Origin of the sequence: Streptomyces sp. DH10 (genome assembly GCF_029813805.1) — a bacterium.
Classification (GTDB): domain Bacteria; phylum Actinomycetota; class Actinomycetes; order Streptomycetales; family Streptomycetaceae; genus Streptomyces; species Streptomyces coeruleofuscus.
In genome coordinates this window covers 180,001-199,073 of the sequence record NZ_JARVKU010000019.1, presented here as the reverse complement: position 1 = coordinate 199,073, position 19,073 = coordinate 180,001, and the positions used below count along the sequence as shown (strand labels likewise).

Here is a 19,073-nt window from a genome sequence, read left to right as displayed (position 1 = left end):
CACCTGAGGGGTGCTCAGGAGCTTTTGCCGGGTTACGAGTTGATCTGCGTCGTGACCAGGTTGGAGAAGGTGGTCAGCCGGGTGTAGACACCCGGGTAACCGGCCTGGGCGCAGCCCTCGCCCCAGGAAGTGATGCCTGCCAGGACGCCCCCGATGAGTAGGGGGCCGCCGCTGTCGCCCTGGCAGGTGTCCACGCCGCCGGAGGTGTATCCGGCGCACACCATGTCGCTCCGCACGAAGTCGGCGCCGTAGGAGCTGCCGCAGCTGGAGTCGGACACGGTCGGTACGGTCGCGGTGCGCAGCTGGTTGGAGGAGCTGCCGTTCGAGGAGGTCGTGCCCCAGCCGAGGATGCGGGCGGTGGTGCCGGCCGCGTACACCGAGGTCTGCGAGGAGGAGACGTACTTCGCCGGCGTGTACGGCATCGACGTCGACAGCGTCAGCACGGCCACGTCCTCGCCGTTGGTGACACTGGTGTAGTTCGGGTGGATCCAGATCTTGCTGACTCTGGCGACCGTGCCGTTGGTGCCGTTGAGATACGTTCGGCCGCCGACGACGCGCACGCTGCCGGCGGTCTCGCCGACCATGCAGTGGGCGGCGGTGACGACCTTGGTGGGCGAGACGAGCGTGCCGCCGCAGAACTGGCTCTGCGAGGCATCCGTGATCTGCATGACGAACGGGTACGCGGTCGTCGTGGTCGTGGTACCGCCGACGATCGGCTGGGGAGCGGCGACGGCGGCGGGGGCGGAGAGCAGCGCGGTCGCGGCGGCGGCAGCGGTCGCCGTGGCGACGGCTGCGGCCTTCTTGACACGGTTGAACCCGAACATGGGTCTCCTCGGGGAGTTGCCGGTGGGGGGTCGCGCGGGTGGGTGGTGCACGGTGACCCTGACTCCGTTGTTCGGATCTCCGTGTGTCCGGCGAGCGGCACGCGACAAAGCTAGAGCCCGCGAGGGCGGGCTCCCAATGAGGGACTCCCCTAAGGGAGTTGGGCAGGGAAAACCCTCGGTCGGGCCCTGCAGACCCTGGTGGACGCAGGTGGGGTCAGGTCGGGCGGCGGCCCGCCGCCAGCCGGACGATGTCCACCCGCGAGCGGATCCCCAGCTTGCGGTAGACCCGGGTCAGGGTCGCCTCGACGGTCTTGACGCTGATGAACAGCCGGGCCGCGATCTCCCGATTGGTCGCGCCCTCCATCACCAGCGAGGCGACCTGACGCTCCATCGACGCCAGGCCCTCCAGCGCGTCGAGCGCGACGGGCGGTGCGACGGACGCCGGCTCCACCGCAGCGGGTCCGGCCGCGGCGGCCGCGTCGACCTGCCGCAGCCAGGGCAGCGCCCGGCAGCGCCGGAACAGCCGGGCGGCCTCGTCGTACGACGCCGGCCCCGGCAGGGGAGTCCCGCCGCCGCGGGAGAAAGCGGCGGTCTGGGCGCGCAGCCGGGCCAGCGCGAAGGCGGCCCGCGCCTCCTCCAGGCCGTAGCCCAGCCTGCCGAGCCGGTCCTGAACGGACGTCAGCCGGACCAGGGCGGCCTCGTGTTCGCCGCGGGCCGCCCGCACCAGCGCCTCGGCCCGGTCGAGGACGGCCAGCACGCTCTCCCGGCCCAGCCGCAGCGCGTGCACCCGTGCCGTGTCGATGACGTCCTGGGCCTCGCCCGGTTCGCCGATGCGGACCAGGGACTCGGCGAGGTCGCCGTGCCAGCGGCCGCGCGCCGGGTCGTTGATGCCGAGGCCCTGCTCCAGCTCGCGCACCCGGCGCAGCGAACGGACCGCGCCCGCCGGGTCCCCGGCCACCAACTGGGCGTAGCCCAGCGCCGCCAGGGCGCGGGACAGGTACATCTGGTCGCCGTCGACCTCGGCGTGGTCGGCCGCCTCACGGGCGAGGACCAGCGCCCGGTCGACGTCCCCGGCCGAGGCCTCCGCGAGGGAGGCGAGCATCGCCGAGGCGCCCTCGCCGATCCCGGCGTCCCGGGCGAGCCGCAGGCTCTCGCGGGCCAGGTCCAGGGCCCGGCCGCAGTGCCCGGAGCGCAGTTCCGTGTCGGCGAGGAAGCGCAGGAAGTGCACCTCGCTCTCGACCATGCCGCGCCTGCGCACCTCGCGCAGCAGCGCGGTGATGGTCGCCCGCGCCTCGGGCAGCTGGTCGCTCATGATCAGCCAGCGGAACCGGGCCGAGCCGGCGCCGTTGTGGTGGCACGCCACATACGGGTCCTGCGGTTCTCTCAGCGCCCGTTTGACGGTCTCGGGGGCGCCCGGGTGGCCCATCAGGGTCTCGGTGGAGGCCTGGAAGGACAGCGCCATCAGCTCGGTGCGCCGGTCCTTGCCGCGGGCGGCCAGCTCAGCCGCGTGCGCGGCCTCCTGCCGGGCCTCGGCGAAGTCGCCCTCGACGACCAGGCCGCGCCAGGCCAGCTGGTAGTGGACCAGGGCGAGCAGCCGCGGGTCGTCGCCGGCGTCGGCCAGGGCCTGCGGGAAGACGGCGTCGACGTCGCCGAGCGCCTGCCCGGCCGCCTCGATGACCACCATCCAGGCCCGCACCCGCTCCGCGGGCACGCTGGCCCGGGTCAGCACGTCCCGGGCGATGTCCCGGGCGAGGTCGGCCTCACCGGCGGTGATGGCGTCCTCCGCGGCCTGGAGCCGCCGCTCGTCCGGGCCGGGCGTGCTGTCCGCCGGGGTGTGCCGGGCAGCGAGCAGCCCGAGCGAGGCGGCCACGGACGGCGCCCCGCGGTCCCGGGCCAGCGCACCGGCCTCCGCGAGCCTGGCCGCCACGTCCGGGTCGGTGCCGGTGGTCGCCAGGGCCAGGTGCCGGGCCCGCTCGATCGGGTCGGAGGCCGCCGTGGACAGCGCGGCGTGCACGGCCCGCCGCTCCCGCGCCGGGGCCTCCGCGTACAGCGCGGCCGAGATCAGCGGATGCGCGAACCGTACGGCGGGCCCCTCCGGCTCCGTCGCCAGCAGTCCGAGCGCGGCGGCCTGGGCGGTCTCGGCCTCGGCGTGCTCCCGGCCGGCCGCGTGCAGCAGCGCCAGCGTGGGACGGGCACCGGCACTGGCCACCAGCAGGGTGCGGCGCGCCTCGTCGGACAGCATCTCCAGCCGGCTCAGCACCAGCGCCCGCAGCGAGGTGGGCACGGGCAGCGGCTCGCCGGGCCGGGGCCGCGTCGGGCTCTCGGCCAGGGCGCGGCCCAGCTCCAGCGCGAAGAGCGGGTTGCCGCCGCTGGTGCGGTGGATGTCGCGGATCGTGGAGCGGGACAAGGGGGTGTAGCCGCGGTGGTCGAGCAGCGCGGAGACCTGCGTACGGGTCAGCGCGCCCAGCCGGACGGCGAGCGTGTCGGGCGGGGACGCGCGTAGATGGCGGTCGTACTCCTGGCCCTCGGTCCGCACCGCGCACAGCATCTGCACGGGCGTGTCGCCCAGCCGGCGGGCGGCGAAACCGAGCAGCTCGGCGCTGGCCGCGTCCAGCCACTGGAGGTCGTCGGCGACGATCAGCACCGGATCCTTGGCGGCGAGGGCGCGCAGCGCCGACAGCACGGCGAGGCGCAGCGCGAGCCCGTCGCGCTGGAGGGTGGACTCGCCGCGCCCGGTGAGCGCGGACTCCAGGGCGGTTCGCTGGGCGGCGGGCAGCGCACCGGAGACCTCGTCCAGAACCAGGCCGAACAGGTCGGCCAGTGCCAGGAAGGGCAGGTGGGATTCGGACTCGGTGGCCGAGCAGCGCAACACGGTCCGGCCCGCGCCGGCGTAATCCGCGGCCAGCGCCCGCAGCACCGTGGACTTTCCAATTCCCGCGGGGCCGTGGAGCAGCACACTTCCGCCTCGGCCGAGCTGTTCGCGTGCCGACGTGAACAGGTCCTCCCGGCCGATGACCACGTCGGGGCGGCTCCTGGGAGGCTCCTGGAAGTCCCGTCGCACGGTCACCGCTCCCCTCCGTGTGTCGTGTCCTGGCCAATATTAGGCAACAGCTCTTTGAATTTCGGACGGACGGCGTGGTGAGGGAAATAACAACGCAGGTCCGGGCGCGAATTCATGGGGCTCCCGAATGCGGCGGAACAGGCCGGTGACGCCCGGCCGGGAACCCGTCGGCATATCGAACGGGCAAGGGTATCGGAAAACATCGCAAACCTACGGCAACCATCCCGCCCGGCGCGCGGCGACCACGGCCTCGCCCCTGGTCCGGGCCCGCAGCTTCCGCATGGCCGACCGCAGATACCCCTTGACGGTCTCGGGCGTCACGCCCAGCCGTTCGGCCGCGACCGCGTTCGTGGCCCCCGCGGCGACACACGCCAGCACGTCCACCTCCCGCGGCGCGAGCCGGACCCGGTCCGACGGGACGGAATCGGCCGTCAGCAGGGCACACGCGTCGAGCAGCTCGGCCCGCAGCTCCTGATCCGCGATCTTCGGGGCCAGCGCCCGCAGCGCCGCGTGCGCCTCCCGCACCTGCTCCCGTCCCACGCCGGCCCCGCCCTCCGCGGCGAGCGAGCGGGCCTCCTCCCGCACGACCAGCGCCCGCTCCACGTCCCGCGCCGCCTCGACGGCCTCGTCCAGCATGCGCCCGCCCAGCGGCAGGGCCGTGCGCAGCGCCCCGTACAGCACCCCGCGCACCGAGCGCCGTACGACCACCGGCACGGCCAGCACCGAGCGCAGCCCCTCCACCGCCACCGGGGCGTCGTACTCGTGGCTGATCTGCCGCGACGCCGAGTAGTCCGTCACCACGCACGGCCGGGCGAGCACCACCGTCCTGCCGCCCAGCCCGGTCCCGGACGTCACCACCAGCGAACGCAGCGCGTGGGTCGCCGTGCCGCTCAGTTCGCTGATGCGCGTCCGCTGCCCGGCCTCCAGCAGGCCGCCGAAGGCGACCGGAAGGCCGGTGGCGCGCCGCAGACGGAGCAGCGCGTTCCGTATCTCGACCGCGTCGGACGCGTCTGCTGTCACCTGCTCGCCCCTTCACTACGGCTCCTGCGCGGGCGCACCCCCGTTCGGGGGTAGTGAGACCTGCATCACGGATTACACGATGGTTCGGAGCCGCCCGGCAATGGTCCGGCACCAAGGAGGACGAATGGCATCGGCGACGGAGGTGTTCCGCGGCGCGCGGGACTTCCTGCTGGAACACCGCGAGGACTACGGCACGGCCTACGAGGGCTTCCGCTGGCCCCGTCCCGACCGCTTCAACTGGGCGCTCGACTGGTTCGACGAGATCGCGGACGGCAACGCCCGCACCGCGCTGCACATCGTCGAGGAGGACGGCCGCGAGACACAGCTGTCCTTCGGGGAGATGTCGGTACGCTCGGCCCAGTTCGCCAACTGGCTGCGGGCCCGGGGCGTGCGCGCCGAGGACCGGATCCTCGTGATGCTCGGCAACCAGGCCGAACTGTGGATCACCGCGCTCGCGGCGATGAAACTGCGGGCCGTCGTCATCCCGGCCACCCCGCTGCTCGGCCCCGCCGACCTGCGCGACCGCGTCGACCGCGGCCGGGTCCGGCACGTCATCGCACGCCCCGAGGACACCGGCAAGTTCGCCGGGGTCCCCGGCGACTACACCCGCATCGCCGCGACGGACGCGGGGGCCGTGCCCGAGGGCTGGCTGCCGCTGGACGACGCCTACGGCGCCCCCGCCGACTTCGCGCCCGACGCACCGACCCGGGCCGACGACCCGCTGATGCTGTACTTCACCTCGGGCACCACCGCCCGGCCCAAACTCGTCGAGCACACCCACACGTCGTATCCGATCGGGCACCTGTCGACCATGTACTGGATCGGCCTCAAGCCAGGCGACGTGCATCTGAACATCTCCTCACCCGGCTGGGCCAAGCACGCCTGGTCCAACCTCTTCGCCCCCTGGAACGCCGAAGCGACCGTCTTCCTGTACAACTACACGCGTTTCGACGCCGCCCGTCTCATGGCCGAGATGGACCGGGCCGGCGTCACCACCTTCTGCGCCCCGCCCACCGTCTGGCGCATGCTCATCCAGGCCGACCTGGCGCAGCTGCGCACCCCGCCGCGCGAGATCGTCGCCGCCGGTGAGCCGCTCAACCCGGAGGTCATCGAGCAGGTCCGCCGCTCCTGGGGCGTCACCATCCGGGACGGCTTCGGCCAGACCGAGACGGCCGTGCAGGTCGCCAACAGCCCCGGCCAGCCCCTCAAGACCGGCTCGATGGGCCGGCCGAGCCCCGGCTACCGCGTCGAGCTGCTGGACCCCGTCTCGGGCGCGCCGGGCGCGAGCGAGGGCGAGATCGCGCTCGACCTGTCGCACCGCCCCGTCGGCCTGATGACCGGCTACCACGGCGACGCGGACCGCACGGCCGAGGCGATGGCCGGCGGCTACTACCGCACGGGCGACATCGGCGCGCGCGACGCGGACGGCTACATCACCTATGTCGGCCGCGCGGACGACGTCTTCAAGGCGTCCGACTACAAGATCAGCCCCTTCGAGCTGGAGAGCGCGCTGCTGGAGCACGAGGCGGTGGCAGAGGCGGCCGTCGTGCCCGCGCCGGACGAGCTGCGGCTCGCGGTGCCGAAGGCGTACGTCGTCCTGGCGGCCGGCTGGGAGCCCGGCCCCGACACCGCGAAGGTGCTGTTCGAGCACTCCCGTGAGGCCCTGGCCCCCTACAAGCGCATCCGCCGCCTGGAGTTCGGCGACCTGCCCAAGACCGTCTCGGGCAAGATCCGCCGCATCGAGCTGCGCGAGGCCACGGCGGCCGGATCGGACGCCGAGTACCGCGAGGAGGACTTCCGGTGAACTCGTACAGCCACGGAACCAGCGGGACGGCTCTGCTCGGCGACACCATCGGGGCCAACCTGAACCGCGCCGTGGCCACCTGGCCGGACCGTGAGGCCCTGGTCGACGTGCCGTCCGGGCGGCGCTGGACGTACGCGCGGTTCGGCGCGGCCGTCGACGAGCTGGCCTCCGCGCTCCTCGCCTCCGGGGTCGCCAAGGGCGACCGGGTGGGCATCTGGGCGGTCAACTGCCCCGAGTGGGTCCTGGTCCAGTACGCCACCGCCCGCATCGGCGCGATCATGGTGAACATCAACCCGGCCTACCGCACCCACGAGGTCGAGTACGTCCTCAAGCAGGCCGGGATCTCCCTGCTGTTCGCCTCCCTCGGCCACAAGACGAGTGACTACCGGGCGATGGCCGAGCAGGTGCGGGGCGGATGCGCCGGGTTGCGCGAGGTCGTGTACTTCGGGGATCCGAGCTGGGACGCGCTGCTCGGGCGGGGGACTCCCGGCGCCCGGTTCGAGGACGACGGCCTGTCCTGCGACGACCCGATCAACATCCAGTACACGTCGGGCACGACGGGCTTCCCGAAGGGGGCCACCCTCTCCCACCACAACATCCTCAACAACGGCTATTTCGTGGGCGAGTCGATCGCCTACACGGAGCAGGACCGGATCTGCATCCCGGTGCCCTTCTACCACTGCTTCGGCATGGTCATGGGCAATCTCGCCGCCACGTCCCACGGCGCCTGCATGGTCATCCCGGCCCCGTCCTTCGACCCGAAGGCCACGCTGGAGGCGGTCCAGCAGGAGCGCTGCACCTCGCTCTACGGCGTCCCGACCATGTTCATCGCGGAGCTGAACCTCCCCGGCTTCGCGTCCTACGACCTCTCCTCCCTGCGCACCGGCATCATGGCGGGCTCGCCCTGCCCCGTGGAGGTGATGAAGCGGGTGGTCAACGAGATGAACATGGCCGAGGTGTCCATCTGCTACGGCATGACGGAGACCTCGCCCGTCTCCACGCAGACCCGGCGCGACGACGACCTGGAACACCGCACCGGCACGGTCGGCCGCGTGCTGCCGCACATCGAGGTGAAGATCGTCGACCCGGCGACGGGCGTGACCCAACCGCGTGGCAAGGCGGGCGAGTTGTGCACCCGCGGCTACAGCGTGATGCTCGGCTACTGGAACGAGCCGGAGAAGACCGCCGAGGCCGTGGACGCGGGCCGCTGGATGCACACCGGCGACCTCGCGGTGATGCGCGAGGACGGCTACGTCGAGATCGTCGGCCGCATCAAGGACATGATCATCCGGGGCGGGGAGAACATCTACCCCCGCGAGATCGAGGAGTTCCTCTACGCCCACCCCAAGATCCAGGACGTCCAGGTCGTGGGCGTCCCGCACGAGCACTACGGCGAGGAGGTCCTCGCCTGCGTCATCCCCCACGACCCCGCCGACCCGCTCACCCTGGACGAACTCCACGCGTTCTGCCAGGGCCGCCTCGCCCACTACAAGATCCCGAGCAGACTTCAGCTCCTCGACTCCTTCCCGATGACGGTGTCCGGGAAGGTACGCAAGGTGGAGCTGCGGGAGAGGTTCGCGGGCGGGCAGAGATAGAAGAGCTCGGGGTCGCCGTCGTCGAGGCCGTGGACCAGACCGGCGGGGTGCCAGCCGGCCCTCAGGAGCAGGTGCTGCATGGGCTGGTTGGAGACGTTGGTCGAGGTGAACAGCTTGGGCGTGGCGCACGCGGCTTCGACAGCCGTGAGAAGCCGTGTGGCCACTCCCTGCCGGCGTGCGGCGGGCGCGACCGTGAGCAGGGTGAGGAAGCCCTGCTCGAAGAAGGTGTACTCCAGCACGGCGTAGCCCACGGGGCCGCGCGCGTCTTCGGCCAGCAGGGCCCGGCCCTGCTCGCACCAGCGCCGGATGCTCGCGCGGCGTGCCCGGTCGCCCGCCGCCGCGATCGGGTCGGTCCCGGTCAGTGCCGTGTGGTCCGGCGGCTCGGCGCGGCGCACGCCGAGCGTGCCGGGTTCGTTGTCGCTCATGGGGCGCATCGTGGCAGCAGTGCGGCCGGGCCGCGCGCGGATTACCGCGGCTCGGTCACAGCGGTGCGCGCATGCACACGCGGGGCCAGCGGTCGAGGCCGTGTGCGGCCTCCGTCGTGCGGATCTCGCGCAGGCCGGGGGTGAGTTCCGCCTCCGTGAGGGTGCGGAAGCCGAGGCGGGCGTAGTAGGGGGCGTTCCACGGGACCTCCGCGAAGGTGGTCAGCGTCAGGGCGGTCAGGCCCTCCTCGCGGGCGCGGTCGGCGGCGTACGCCAGGAGGGCCCGGCCCACGCCCCGGCGGGCAGCGCGCGGGTGGACCGAGACCTGCTCGATGTGCAGGGCGCCGTCCACGGGTTCGGCGACGAGGTACGCCACCGGGTGGTCCCGCTCGTCCACCGCGACCCAGCAGCGGCCCGCCCGGCGGTAGCGCTCCAGCACGTCGAGCGCGGGCGGTTCGTCGTCGGCGATCTCCGGCATGCCGAGGTCGCGGAAGGGGAGCCCGGCGGCACGTTCGATGTCCTGGAGGGCGGGGAGTTCGGCGGCGGTCGCGGGGCGGATACGCATGGGGTGAGTATGCGCGGCGGTGCGTATGGGGTCCTGTGTACGCCCGAGGCGGTGATTCTGCACAGGGACGCCAGGCCGTGGTCCGCACCGCACCGCGCTGCTCAGGACGGCCGGTGTCGACGCCGCGACGTACGCGCCGTTCGCGCAGCGGATCGCCGCCGGCGTGGCCGAATGGCTGCCCGGATACGCTGAGCAGATAGACAGCGGCTCCTTCCCGGCCGAGGTGTCGGCCCTGGAGACCGACGCGCGGGCCATGGCGCACCTGATCGAGGAGAGCGAGGCCGTCGGTGTCAACGCCGAACTGCCGAAGCTGTTCAAGGCGATGGCGGACCGCTCGATCGCCGCCGGAAACGGTGGCAAGCAGTACCCCGTGCTGATCGAGGAGTTCAGCAAACCCGGCACCGACTGACCGGCCGCAGCGACTGTTGCCGGGTGTCAGGGCGCCCGGTTCTGCGTCCCGGTGGCGTCCAGTGCGTCGGCCGGGGCGTTCACCGGCCGCGGCGTGCCGGTGAGGTCGAGGACGAACAGCGGGATGCCGAGGGCGTCGGCGCGGGCCCGGGCGTCGTCCGCGTACCCGGCGAGGGAGAAGTACAGACAGTCGGCCGACTCCGTCATGGCCGTCAGCCACAGGCACTCCACGTCCCGCAGGGTCGCCGGGCGCACGGCCGGGTCGACCAGCGCGACGACGCCGCGGGCGGCGAGGCCGATCCCGGACGGCGGCCGCTGGTCCGCCCGCCGGACACGCCGGTAGCCGAGCCAGCGCAGGTACAGCGCGGCGGCCGTGACGGCGTCGAGGGCGGTACGGATCGTGACGGAGCGGAAGGGTGGCCGGGCGGCGGCGTCGGCAGGGTCGGCGGTGTCGGCGGTGTCGGTGGAGGAGCCGGCACAGGCACCGGCGTCGGCGGCACCGGCACCAGCACCGGCCTCGACAGAAGCGGCGTCCCCCTCGGCGGCGGCTGCGGCGTCGCGCGGGCCGGTCGCAGCACCCGCGCCCGGCGCGCCGTCCCGCCCGGCGGCCTCGGCGTCCGCGCCGACGGTGATGTCCCGATCAGACCTGAGCCCACCGCCGGCTGCCGGGTCCTGGTCCGTCGAACCACCCGGGCCGGCCATCTCCCGCCCCTCCACGACCGGCACCCGCAGTACCACCCCGCACGGGCAGCCCACCTCCGGCCGCGGCCACTCCCCGCGCCGGCCGCAGGACGCGCACCGCACCGTCACCCAGTCGTCCTGCCAGACACGGTGGGCGACGGTCGTCACCGTCCCGTCCGGGTCGAGCCGCGGGGCGACGGCCGCTCCGCACGCGCACGGGTACGACGGTGCCGTGAAGCGGTGCTCCCGTCGGCAGGACGGACAGCGCACCGGCACGCTCTCGGCCATGGCCACTCCAGTACGGCGTCACATCGGGACAGCGCGTCCATCGTGCTCCGGCGAGGCCCTGCCTGTCCGCCGCTTGCCCCCTCTCTTGACGCCCTTCGCCGGCCCCGCATACATTCATTCCAGATCGTAGAAGTTTATTTCCATAATACGGAAGAGCTCACCGCGGGGCGCGACGGGAGTGCGAATCCGACAGCCGAAGCAGGAGTACTCGATGGCTCGAATGACCGCTGCCCGCGCGGCAGTTGAGATCCTCAAGCGGGAGGGCGTCACCGACGCGTTCGGTGTCCCGGGCGCGGCGATCAACCCCTTCTACGCGGCGCTCAAGGCCTCCGGCGGCATCCACCACACCCTCGCCCGCCACGTGGAGGGCGCCTCGCACATGGCCGAGGGCTACACCCGCACCCACCCGGGCAACATCGGCGTCTGCATCGGCACCTCCGGCCCGGCCGGCACCGACATGATCACGGGCCTGTACTCCGCGACCGGCGACTCCGTCCCGATTCTGTGCATCACCGGTCAGGCACCGACCGCCGTGATCCACAAAGAGGACTTCCAGGCCGTCGACATCGCCTCGATCGCCAAGCCCGTCACCAAGATGGCCGTGACCGTGCTGGAGGCCGCGCAGGTCCCCGGCGTCTTCCAGCAGGCCTTCCACCTGATGCGCTCCGCCCGCCCCGGCCCGGTCCTGATCGACCTGCCGATCGACGTCCAGATGACGGAGATCGAGTTCGACCCGGAGACGTACGAGCCGCTCCCGGTCTACAAGCCCGCCGCGACCCGCGCCCAGATCGAGAAGGCGATCGGGATGCTGAACGCCTCCGAGCGGCCGCTGATCGTCGCGGGCGGCGGCGTCATCAACGCCGACGCCGCCGAACTGCTCGTCGAGTTCGCCGAGTTGACCGGCACCCCGGTCGTCCCCACCCTCATGGGCTGGGGCGTCCTGCCCGACGACCACGAGCTGAACGCCGGCATGGTCGGCCTCCAGACCTCGCACCGCTACGGCAACGCGACCTTCCTGGAGTCCGACTTCGTCCTCGGCGTCGGCAACCGCTGGGCCAACCGCCACACCGGCAGACTCGACGTCTACACCGCCGGACGGAAGTTCGTCCACGTCGACATCGAGCCCACCCAGATCGGCAGGATCTTCGCCCCCGACTACGGCATCGCCTCCGACGCCAGGGCCGCGCTGGAGCTGTTCGTCGAGGTGGCGCGCGAGCTGAAGACGGCCGGCAGGCTGCCCGACCGCTCCGCCTGGGCGGCCTCGGCGCAGGAGCGGAAGGCGAGCCTCCAGCGCCGTACGCACTTCGACGACATCCCGATCAAGCCGCAGCGGGTCTACGAGGAGATGAACAAGGCCTTCGGCCCGGAGACGCGGTACGTGTCCACCATCGGCCTCTCACAGATCGCCGGTGCCCAGATGCTGCACGTCTACCGGCCCCGCCACTGGATCAACTGCGGTCAGGCGGGCCCGCTCGGCTGGACCATCCCGGCCGCGCTCGGCGTCGCCAAGGCCGACCCGGAGGCGTCCGTCGTCGCGCTCTCCGGCGACTACGACTTCCAGTTCATGATCGAGGAACTGGCCGTCGGCGCGCAGCACAAGATCCCGTACGTGCACGTCCTCGTCAACAACTCCTACCTGGGCCTGATCCGCCAGGCGCAGCGCGCGTTCGACATCGACTTCCAGGTCAACCTGGAGTTCGAGAACATCAACGCGCCCGAGCTCGGCGTCTACGGCGTCGACCACGTCAAGGTCGCCGAGGGCCTCGGTTGCAAGGCGATCCGCGTCACCGACCCCGCCGAACTCGGCGCCGCCTTCGAGCAGGCCAAGAAGCTCGCCGCCGAGCACCGGGTCCCGGTCGTCGTCGAGGCGATCCTGGAGCGCGTCACCAACATCTCCATGTCGACGACCAACGACATCGGCAACGTCGTGGAGTTCGAGGAACTCGCCACGGAGCCGGGCCATGCGCCGACGTCGATCAGGACACTGAAGGTCTGACGCGCGGGCGGGAAAGGGGCGGCCCGTCCGGGAGGACGGACCGCCCCTCACGCGTGCGTGGCCCCCCGGTCAGTCCCCGCCGCCTCCACCCCCGCCCCCGCCCCCGCCGCAGTACGAGTAGCCCCCGCCGCCTCCGCCCGTACCGCGCGGCGAGTGCTTGAGGAGGCCCTTGCCGCCCACCTCTGCCCGGCGGATCAGACCCGCCCGCAGGGCGAAGCGCGGCACCAGCAGCCGCAGGGCCGCTTCGCCGTGCAGCGCGACGGCCAGCAGCCGGTCGTGATCGGTCAGGCCGCGCCTGCTCGCGGGCAGCGGGTGGCGCTGCCGCAGGTCCCGCACATGGCGGCGGGCGCCGCGCGTCGGGCCGAGCAGCGGGTAGCGCAGCAGGCCCGCATCCGCGAGCGGGATGCGCAGGAGGGCCAGCGCGAGCCGTACGTCCGGATCCTTGGCCAACGTCCGGAGACCGGCGGGCTCGTGGAGGCAGGAGTGCACCGCCTGGGCCAGGGCGGACGGCGTCTGCTCCGCGCTCACGGCGTCCGCGATGCCCGCCCGTATCGTCCCCGGCCGGTCCGCCTCCACCAGGCCCCGCAGATACAGGTCCACCATGGCGACGGTGACGGCGGCCCGCGGACCGTCCCCCAGTAGTGCGATCTCGTGCGGCTCCAGCCGGACCGCCGTACCGTCGCCCATGGCTTCACCCCCGTGCCGGGGCCCGCCGCCCCCGTGCCGGCGGGCCCCGTGTGCCGAGAATGTGCCCGGCCCCGGGGGCGGTTGAAGCCCCCGGGGCCGGGTTCAGAGGTTCATTTGAGGGTTCCGTACGGGATGTACGACCGGTGCCGTACGCGCTCATGTGCCGTGGTGCTCCGAGAGCCCCGGCCAGTCGTCCGGGCCACCGCCCTGCCACTCGACGAGGTCGTCCTCCTCGACGTCGGTGACGTAGAGGTCGGCCAGCCGCAGAATCTCCGCCACGTCGTCGACGTGCGTGGCGATGCCCAGGGGTTCGTCGCCCAGCGTGACCCGCCGCGATCCGTCCAGGGCGGGAGCGTGGACCACGACGTGCGGATGCTCGGTTGGATGTGCCATGCCTTCAGGCTGCTGCCGCGGGAGCGGTTCCGCACCCCGGGGGAGAGAGGCTGGCCGTCCGGCGGCGCGAGGCTGGGCGCGACAGGACGTTCGCGCCACCGGACGGGGTCTGCGGGGTGGGGTGGTGCCGGTACTGGGACCGCGGCGGGTGTGACGGAGTCCAAAACGGTCTTCCCTCAGGTCGAGAAGCCCGGCCGGGTCCTTCACCACCGCACTGGCTCACACTCCGCCGCGGTCCGCGCCCTGCCCGCGTCCGTGCCCGGGGGCGACCACCCCTCATCCGGGTCGCCCCGGGCGGTCGGACGCGGTCAGGGAGTTCAGTCCTCGCGCAGGGCGCGGACCGCCTCCTCCACGCGACGCCCGTAGTCGGGGTCGGCGGCGTGGAAGTGCGCGAGGTTCTTGTCGATCACGTCGTCGCGGGAGACCTGGGAGAGGCCGCCGGCGATGTTCGCGACCAAGCGGGACTTCTCGTCGGCGGACATCAGCCGGTACAGCTCGCCGGCCTGGAAGAAGTCGTCGTCCTTGGTGTGGAGGGGGGCCGCGTGGGTGCCCGTGTGGCCGGTCACCGCCAGCGGGGCCGACAGCGGGCGGCCGGTCTCCACCGGGCCGTCGTAGGAGTTCGGCTCGTAGTTCTTGGCGTACCGGCCCTGGGGGTTGGACGCCATGAGGCCGTCGCGGCCGTAGTTCCGCGCGGTCGTGGCCCGGGGGGCGTTGACGGCCAGCTGCGTGTGGTTGACGCCCAGGCGGTAGCGGTGGGCGTCCGCGTAGGCGAACAGGCGGCCCTGGAGCATCTTGTCGGGGGAGGGGCCGATGCCCGGCACGAAGTTGTTCGGGGAGAACGCGGCCTGCTCCACCTCGGCGAAGACGTTGTCCGGGTTGCGGTCCAGCACCAGCCGGCCCACGCGCCGCAGCGGGTAGTCCTGGTGCGGCCAGACCTTGGTCACGTCGAACGGGTTGAAGCGGTAGTCGGACGCTTCGGCCGCCGGCATCAGCTGGACGTAGAGGGTCCAGGACGGGTGCACGCCCCGCTCGATGGCCTGGAGCAGGTCCGTCTGGTGGGAGTTCGGGTCCTCGCCCGCGAGCTCGGCGGCCTGCTCGCTGCTCAGGCAGCGGACGCCCTGGTTGGTCTTGAAGTGGTACTTGACGAAGAAGGCCTCGCCCCGGCTGTTCGTCCACTGGTAGGTGTGCGAGCCGTAGCCGTTCATGTGCCGGTACGAGGCCGGGATGCCGCGGTCGCCCATCAGCCAGGTCACCTGGTGCGTGGCCTCGGGGGAGTGCGCCCAGAAGTCCCAGACGTTGTCCGGCTCCTGACGGCCCGTGAACGGGTCGCGCTTCTGGGAGTGGATGAAGTCGGGGAACTTGACCGGGTCCTTGATGAAGAACACCGGGGTGTTGTTGCCGACGAGGTCGTAATTGCCCTCGGCCGTATAGAACTTGACCGCGAAACCGCGCGGGTCGCGCACCGCGTCCGCGCCGCCGAGGCTGTCGGCCACGGTCGAGAAGCGCAGGAAGACCTCGGTCCGCTTGCCGGTCTCACTGAGGAAGTCGGCGTGGGTGAAGCCGGTGACCTCGTCGGTCACCTCGAAGTGGCCGTAGGCGCCGGAGCCCCGGGCGTGCACCACGCGCTCCGGGATGCGCTCGCGGTTGAAGCGGGCGAGCTTCTCCAGCAGCTGCTGGTCCTGGAGCAGGAGCGGGCCGCCGACGCCGGCGGTGGCGGAGTTCTGGTTGTCGGCGACGGGGGCGCCGGACTCGGTGGTGAGCACGCGCTGCGACATCGTGACCTTCCGTACGAGAGGGCAGCGGAAAAGTGTTTCCGCTTTGTGGAGCCTAGGGTCGGGATGATCGGAGCGTCAACAGTTTGTTGAAGCGATGGGCATGGGTGGGTCCGGGCGGCGCCGCCCCTTTGGGCGCGACAGGACAGGTGTCAGCGGCGGCGCCGCCCGGGGTACGAGGGACCCTCGGGTCCCTGAGGGTCTACAAGGGTCAGATCCGGGCGCCGGAGAGCCGCTCCACGGCCCGCAGCAGCGCCGAGTGGTCCAGGCCGCCGTCGCCCTGTGCGCGCAGGGACGCGACCAGCTGGGCGACCACGGCGCCGACGGGCAGGGCCGCGCCGACGTTGCGGGCGGCGTCGGTGACGATGCCCATGTCCTTGTGGTGCAGGTCGATCCGGAAGCCCGGCTTGAAGTCCCGGCCGAGGAAGTTGTCCTTCTTGCGGGTCAGCACGGTCGAGCCCGCCAGGCCGCCGCCCAGGACGTCCAGGGCGGCCTTCAGGTCCACGCCGGACTTCTCCAGGAAGACCACGGCCTCGGCGCACGCCTGGATGTTCACGGCGACGATCAGCTGGTTGGCGGCCTTCACGGTCTGGCCGGAGCCGTGCGGGCCGCACAGCACGATGGTCTTGCCGAGTGCCTCGAAGATGGGCCTGGCCTGGTCGAAGTCGGCCTGCTCGCCGCCGGCCATGATGGACAGCACGGCCTCGATCGCACCGGCCTCCCCGCCGGACACCGGGGCGTCCAGGACGCGGACGCCCTTGTCCTTCGCCGCCTTCGCCAGGTCGACCGAGGTCTGCGGGGTGATCGAGGACATGTCGATCAGCAGGGCGCCGGACCTGGCGTTCTCCAGGATGCCGTCGGGGCCGTAGGCGATGGCCTCGACCTGCGGGGAGGCGGGCACCATCGTGATGACGACGTCGGCGTCCCGCACGGCCTCGGCGATCGAGCCGGCGGCCGTGCCGCCGGCGGCGGCGAGGCGGTCCAGCTTCTCCCGCTCCAGGGTGAATCCGGTGACGTCGTAGCCCGCCTTGATCAGATTCTCGGACATGGGGGAGCCCATGATGCCGAGGCCGATCCAGGCGATCTTGGGCAGTGCGTTGCTCATGGTGTGCCTTTCGGTCCGGGGGTCAGCGGGGCAGCCAGTCGAAGGCCTCGGCGCTCGGGCGCTCGCCCGGCTTGTACTCGAGGCCGACCCAGCCGTCGTAACCCGCCTTGTTCAGCTGGTCGAGGAGGTCTTCGAGGGGCAGCGAGCCCGTCCCGGGGGCACCGCGGCCGGGGTTGTCGGCGATCTGGACGTGGCCGGTCTTCGCGGCGTACCGCTCGATCACCTGCGGCAGGTCCTCGCCGTTCATGGACAGGTGGTAGAGGTCCATGAGGAAGCGGGCGTTGCCCAGCCCCGTCGTGTCGTTGACCTTGTCGACGACGCCGACGGCAGCCGGTGCCGACGTCAGCGGATAAGCCGGCGACTCGGGCTGGTTCAGTGCCTCGATCAGCAGGATCGCGCCGATCCGGTCGGCGGCCCGGGCCGCGAGCGCCAGGTTCTCCAGCGCGAGCGCGTCCTGCTCGGCCGGGTCCACGCCCTCGACGCGGTTGCCGTACAGCGCGTTGAGCGCCGTGCAGCCCAGGGAGGCGGCGAAGCCGGCCGCCACGTCGATGTTGGCGCGGAACCTCTCCGACTCCTCGCCCGGGATCGACAGGGCGCCACGGTCGGGGCCGGGCAGTCGACCGGCGTAGAAGTTGAGGCCCGTGAGCTGGACGCCGGCGTCCTCGACGGCCTTCTTCAGCGCGTCGAGCTCCGGCTGTTCAGGGGTGGGCGAGTCGACCCAGGGCCACCACAGCTCGACCGCAGTGAAGCCGGCCGCGGCGGCGGCCGCGGGGCGCTCCAGGAGCGGGAGTTCCGTGAAGAGGATCGACAGGTTGACGTTGAAGCGCTGGTCTGCGAATCCCATCGGGCCGCGCTCCCTTCCGCTAGTTCCGCATTGTGGAAGTTGCTTTCTGCTTACCGGAAGACTGCCGTCGGGTCTCGTGGCTTGTCAAGGGGGTCGGCGGTGGACCCCGGCCTGCGGGCGGGTGGGTCCGTGCTTCACCGTCCGCGTCGCCGCGCGAAGACGGGGGCGGCCGGCGGGCGTGCATGCGAATGTGCGGGAGGCGTGTGCGTATGTTGATGGAGATGTGCTCACGCGCAGAGTGCGGAGTGCTTGCGCGGGCGGTCCGCTCCGTCCCGGCGTCGGCTAAGGTCGCACAGGTCACAACGGTTCTGGGGGCAGTATGCGACTGAGAGTGGAGTTCACCACCGAGCCCTTCGACCTCGACGAGGCGCCCGCGCACGCGGTGGTCGCCCGCGAGATCGTGGAGGCCGCCGAACTGGACGCCGTGGACGTGGGCCCGTTCGGCAACACCGCCGAGGGCGGCGCGGACGCGGTGCTCACCGCCGTGGACGCCCTGCTCCGCAAGACCCTGGAGGCGGGCGCCACCCGGGTCTCGCTCCAGGTCAACGTGATCGAGGAGGGCGAGGCGTGAGCGGCGCCGGGGACGAGCCGTTCATCGCGGCCGTGAAGCCCCTGGTCGACGCCATGGGCGGCGAGATGATCCCGCCCGACGAGGCCGGCCCCGACGACGTCGTCCTGTCCTGGGAGGGCACCGACGCCGTCGCCGTACGGCTGCCGCAGCTCGCCGACTCCCTCGATCACATCCTGGCCGCCATGGAGCGCCGCAAGGGCATGCCGCTGGCCGACCTGGACCGCAAGGCCAAGCAGGAGGTCGTACGGATACTCGAGGCGCGCGGCGCCTTCTCCGTACGGCACGGGGTGGAGACCGTGGCGAGCGCACTGGGCGTCAGCCGCTTCACCGTCTACAACTACCTCAACCGCGAGAAGGGCGCCTGACCGGGCTCATGCCCTGACCGAGCCCATGCCCGGTTCCGCCGCCTCGCCGGGTTTCGACACACGGAATTTTCAACAAACTGTTGACGTGCTGTCGCGGGAGGGCGTTAGCTATCGGCACGCCCGTTCAGCACGAAGGCCGTACCCGGCCACGGAGGCTCCCGTGACTTCCACTTCCACGCCGCCGGGCCTGGCCCGGTTCAACGCCCTCGAGGAGCACGCGGCCTTCACCGCGCTCCACGAGGCGTGCGCCTCCACGGCGTGGGCGAAGCGGCTGCTCGCCGCCCGTCCCTACGCCACCCCCGAGGCGCTGTACGCCGCGAGCGACGCCGCCATGGCGGAACTGACGGCGCAGGACCTCGCGGAGGCGATGGCCGGCCACCCGCCCATCGGCCGCCCGAAACCCGGCGACCCCACCTCGGCCCGGGAACAGCGCGGCATGGCCGGCGCCTCCGACGCGCTCAAGGCCGAGATGCTGGAGCTGAACCTCGCCTACCAGGAGAAGTTCGGCCACGTCTTCCTGATCTGCGCCACCGGCCGGACCGGCGAGCAGATGCGCGACGCGGTCAGGGAACGGATCGGCAACACGCCGGAGCGGGAGCGGGAGATCGTCCGCACCGAACTGGGGAAGATCAACCGCATCCGTCTGGCCCGACTCGTCGAAGAGGACTGACA

General features: G+C 72.2%; 18 protein-coding genes. 7 read left to right on the top strand and 11 right to left on the bottom strand.

Features of this window, described 5'->3' with window-relative positions; translation table 11 throughout:
* Nucleotides 1-32: 32 nt before the first annotated feature.
* The 3 genes from QC385_RS32525 to QC385_RS32515 form a co-directional block, all read right to left on the bottom strand.
* Nucleotides 33-824, bottom strand: a complete 792-nt coding sequence (locus QC385_RS32525; RefSeq protein WP_279544938.1) for a S1 family peptidase — start codon at nt 822-824, stop codon at nt 33-35.
* Between the two features lie 214 nt (nt 825-1,038).
* A complete protein-coding gene (locus QC385_RS32520) occupies nt 1,039-3,891 on the bottom strand; it encodes a helix-turn-helix transcriptional regulator (protein WP_279544937.1) in 2,853 nt (950 codons plus the stop codon).
* A 204-nt stretch (nt 3,892-4,095) separates the two neighbouring features.
* Nucleotides 4,096-4,905, bottom strand: a complete 810-nt coding sequence (locus tag QC385_RS32515) for a helix-turn-helix transcriptional regulator (RefSeq protein ID WP_279544936.1) — start codon at nt 4,903-4,905, stop codon at nt 4,096-4,098.
* A gap of 124 nt (nt 4,906-5,029) precedes the next feature.
* On the opposite strand from QC385_RS32515, the gene QC385_RS32510 reads away from it, so the two are divergent.
* Nucleotides 5,030-6,709, top strand: coding sequence for an AMP-binding protein (locus QC385_RS32510; RefSeq protein ID WP_279544935.1), 1,680 nt, complete (start codon nt 5,030-5,032; stop codon nt 6,707-6,709).
* Entirely contained in the window at nt 6,706-8,304 is a 1,599-nt protein-coding gene (locus tag QC385_RS32505; protein WP_279544934.1) for an AMP-binding protein, read from the top strand. Before QC385_RS32510 ends, QC385_RS32505 begins: the two co-directional genes overlap by 4 nt.
* On the opposite strand, the gene QC385_RS32500 is transcribed toward QC385_RS32505, so the two are convergent.
* Both QC385_RS32500 and QC385_RS32495 read right to left on the bottom strand, forming a co-directional pair.
* A complete protein-coding gene (locus QC385_RS32500) occupies nt 8,217-8,729 on the bottom strand; it encodes a GNAT family N-acetyltransferase (RefSeq protein ID WP_279544933.1) in 513 nt (170 codons plus the stop codon). The two genes, QC385_RS32505 and QC385_RS32500, sit on opposite strands and share 88 nt — an antisense overlap.
* A gap of 55 nt (nt 8,730-8,784) precedes the next feature.
* Nucleotides 8,785-9,291, bottom strand: coding sequence for a GNAT family N-acetyltransferase (locus tag QC385_RS32495; protein WP_279544932.1), 507 nt, complete (start codon nt 9,289-9,291; stop codon nt 8,785-8,787).
* A gap of 97 nt (nt 9,292-9,388) precedes the next feature.
* Here QC385_RS32495 and QC385_RS32490 point away from each other — a divergent pair, with 97 nt between their 5' ends.
* Complete coding sequence (locus QC385_RS32490) at nt 9,389-9,700, top strand: imine reductase family protein (protein ID WP_336621338.1); 312 nt, start codon at nt 9,389-9,391, stop codon at nt 9,698-9,700.
* A 26-nt stretch (nt 9,701-9,726) separates the two neighbouring features.
* On the opposite strand, the gene QC385_RS32485 is transcribed toward QC385_RS32490, so the two are convergent.
* On the bottom strand, nt 9,727-10,668 hold the full coding sequence (locus QC385_RS32485; RefSeq protein WP_279544930.1) for a hypothetical protein: 942 nt from the start codon (nt 10,666-10,668) through the stop codon (nt 9,727-9,729).
* A gap of 211 nt (nt 10,669-10,879) precedes the next feature.
* Between QC385_RS32485 and gcl the strand changes: the two genes are divergently transcribed.
* The gene (gene gcl, locus QC385_RS32480) at nt 10,880-12,664 is read left to right on the top strand and encodes a glyoxylate carboligase (RefSeq protein ID WP_279544929.1); all 1,785 of its coding nucleotides are present in this window, start codon (nt 10,880-10,882) and stop codon (nt 12,662-12,664) included.
* A gap of 69 nt (nt 12,665-12,733) precedes the next feature.
* Here the strand turns inward: gcl and QC385_RS32475 are convergent, their stop codons facing one another.
* The 5 genes from QC385_RS32475 to QC385_RS32455 all read right to left on the bottom strand — a co-directional run bounded on the left by QC385_RS32475 (nt 12,734) and on the right by QC385_RS32455 (nt 17,465).
* A complete protein-coding gene (locus QC385_RS32475; protein WP_279544928.1) occupies nt 12,734-13,351 on the bottom strand; it encodes a TIGR04222 domain-containing membrane protein in 618 nt (205 codons plus the stop codon).
* 156 nt (nt 13,352-13,507) lie between these two features.
* Nucleotides 13,508-13,744: a hypothetical protein gene (locus QC385_RS32470; protein ID WP_279544927.1), complete on the bottom strand. Its 237-nt coding sequence runs from the start codon at nt 13,742-13,744 to the stop codon at nt 13,508-13,510.
* 317 nt (nt 13,745-14,061) lie between these two features.
* On the bottom strand, nt 14,062-15,519 hold the full coding sequence (locus tag QC385_RS32465) for a catalase (RefSeq protein WP_279544926.1): 1,458 nt from the start codon (nt 15,517-15,519) through the stop codon (nt 14,062-14,064).
* A gap of 208 nt (nt 15,520-15,727) precedes the next feature.
* Nucleotides 15,728-16,621, bottom strand: coding sequence for a 2-hydroxy-3-oxopropionate reductase (locus tag QC385_RS32460; protein WP_279544925.1), 894 nt, complete (start codon nt 16,619-16,621; stop codon nt 15,728-15,730).
* Between the two features lie 22 nt (nt 16,622-16,643).
* The gene (locus QC385_RS32455; RefSeq protein WP_279544924.1) at nt 16,644-17,465 is read right to left on the bottom strand and encodes a TIM barrel protein; all 822 of its coding nucleotides are present in this window, start codon (nt 17,463-17,465) and stop codon (nt 16,644-16,646) included.
* A gap of 319 nt (nt 17,466-17,784) precedes the next feature.
* Here QC385_RS32455 and QC385_RS32450 point away from each other — a divergent pair, with 319 nt between their 5' ends.
* The 3 genes from QC385_RS32450 (at nt 17,785) to uraD (ending at nt 19,071) form a co-directional block, all read left to right on the top strand.
* Nucleotides 17,785-18,036 (top strand): hypothetical protein, encoded by a 252-nt coding sequence (locus QC385_RS32450; protein WP_279544923.1) that lies wholly within the window; start codon nt 17,785-17,787, stop codon nt 18,034-18,036.
* Nucleotides 18,033-18,401, top strand: a complete 369-nt coding sequence (locus QC385_RS32445; protein ID WP_279544922.1) for a helix-turn-helix domain-containing protein — start codon at nt 18,033-18,035, stop codon at nt 18,399-18,401. Before QC385_RS32450 ends, QC385_RS32445 begins: the two co-directional genes overlap by 4 nt.
* Before the next feature lie 160 nt (nt 18,402-18,561).
* Nucleotides 18,562-19,071, top strand: a complete 510-nt coding sequence (uraD, locus tag QC385_RS32440; protein ID WP_150483865.1) for a 2-oxo-4-hydroxy-4-carboxy-5-ureidoimidazoline decarboxylase — start codon at nt 18,562-18,564, stop codon at nt 19,069-19,071.
* The last annotated feature ends 2 nt before the right edge of the window (nt 19,072-19,073 follow it).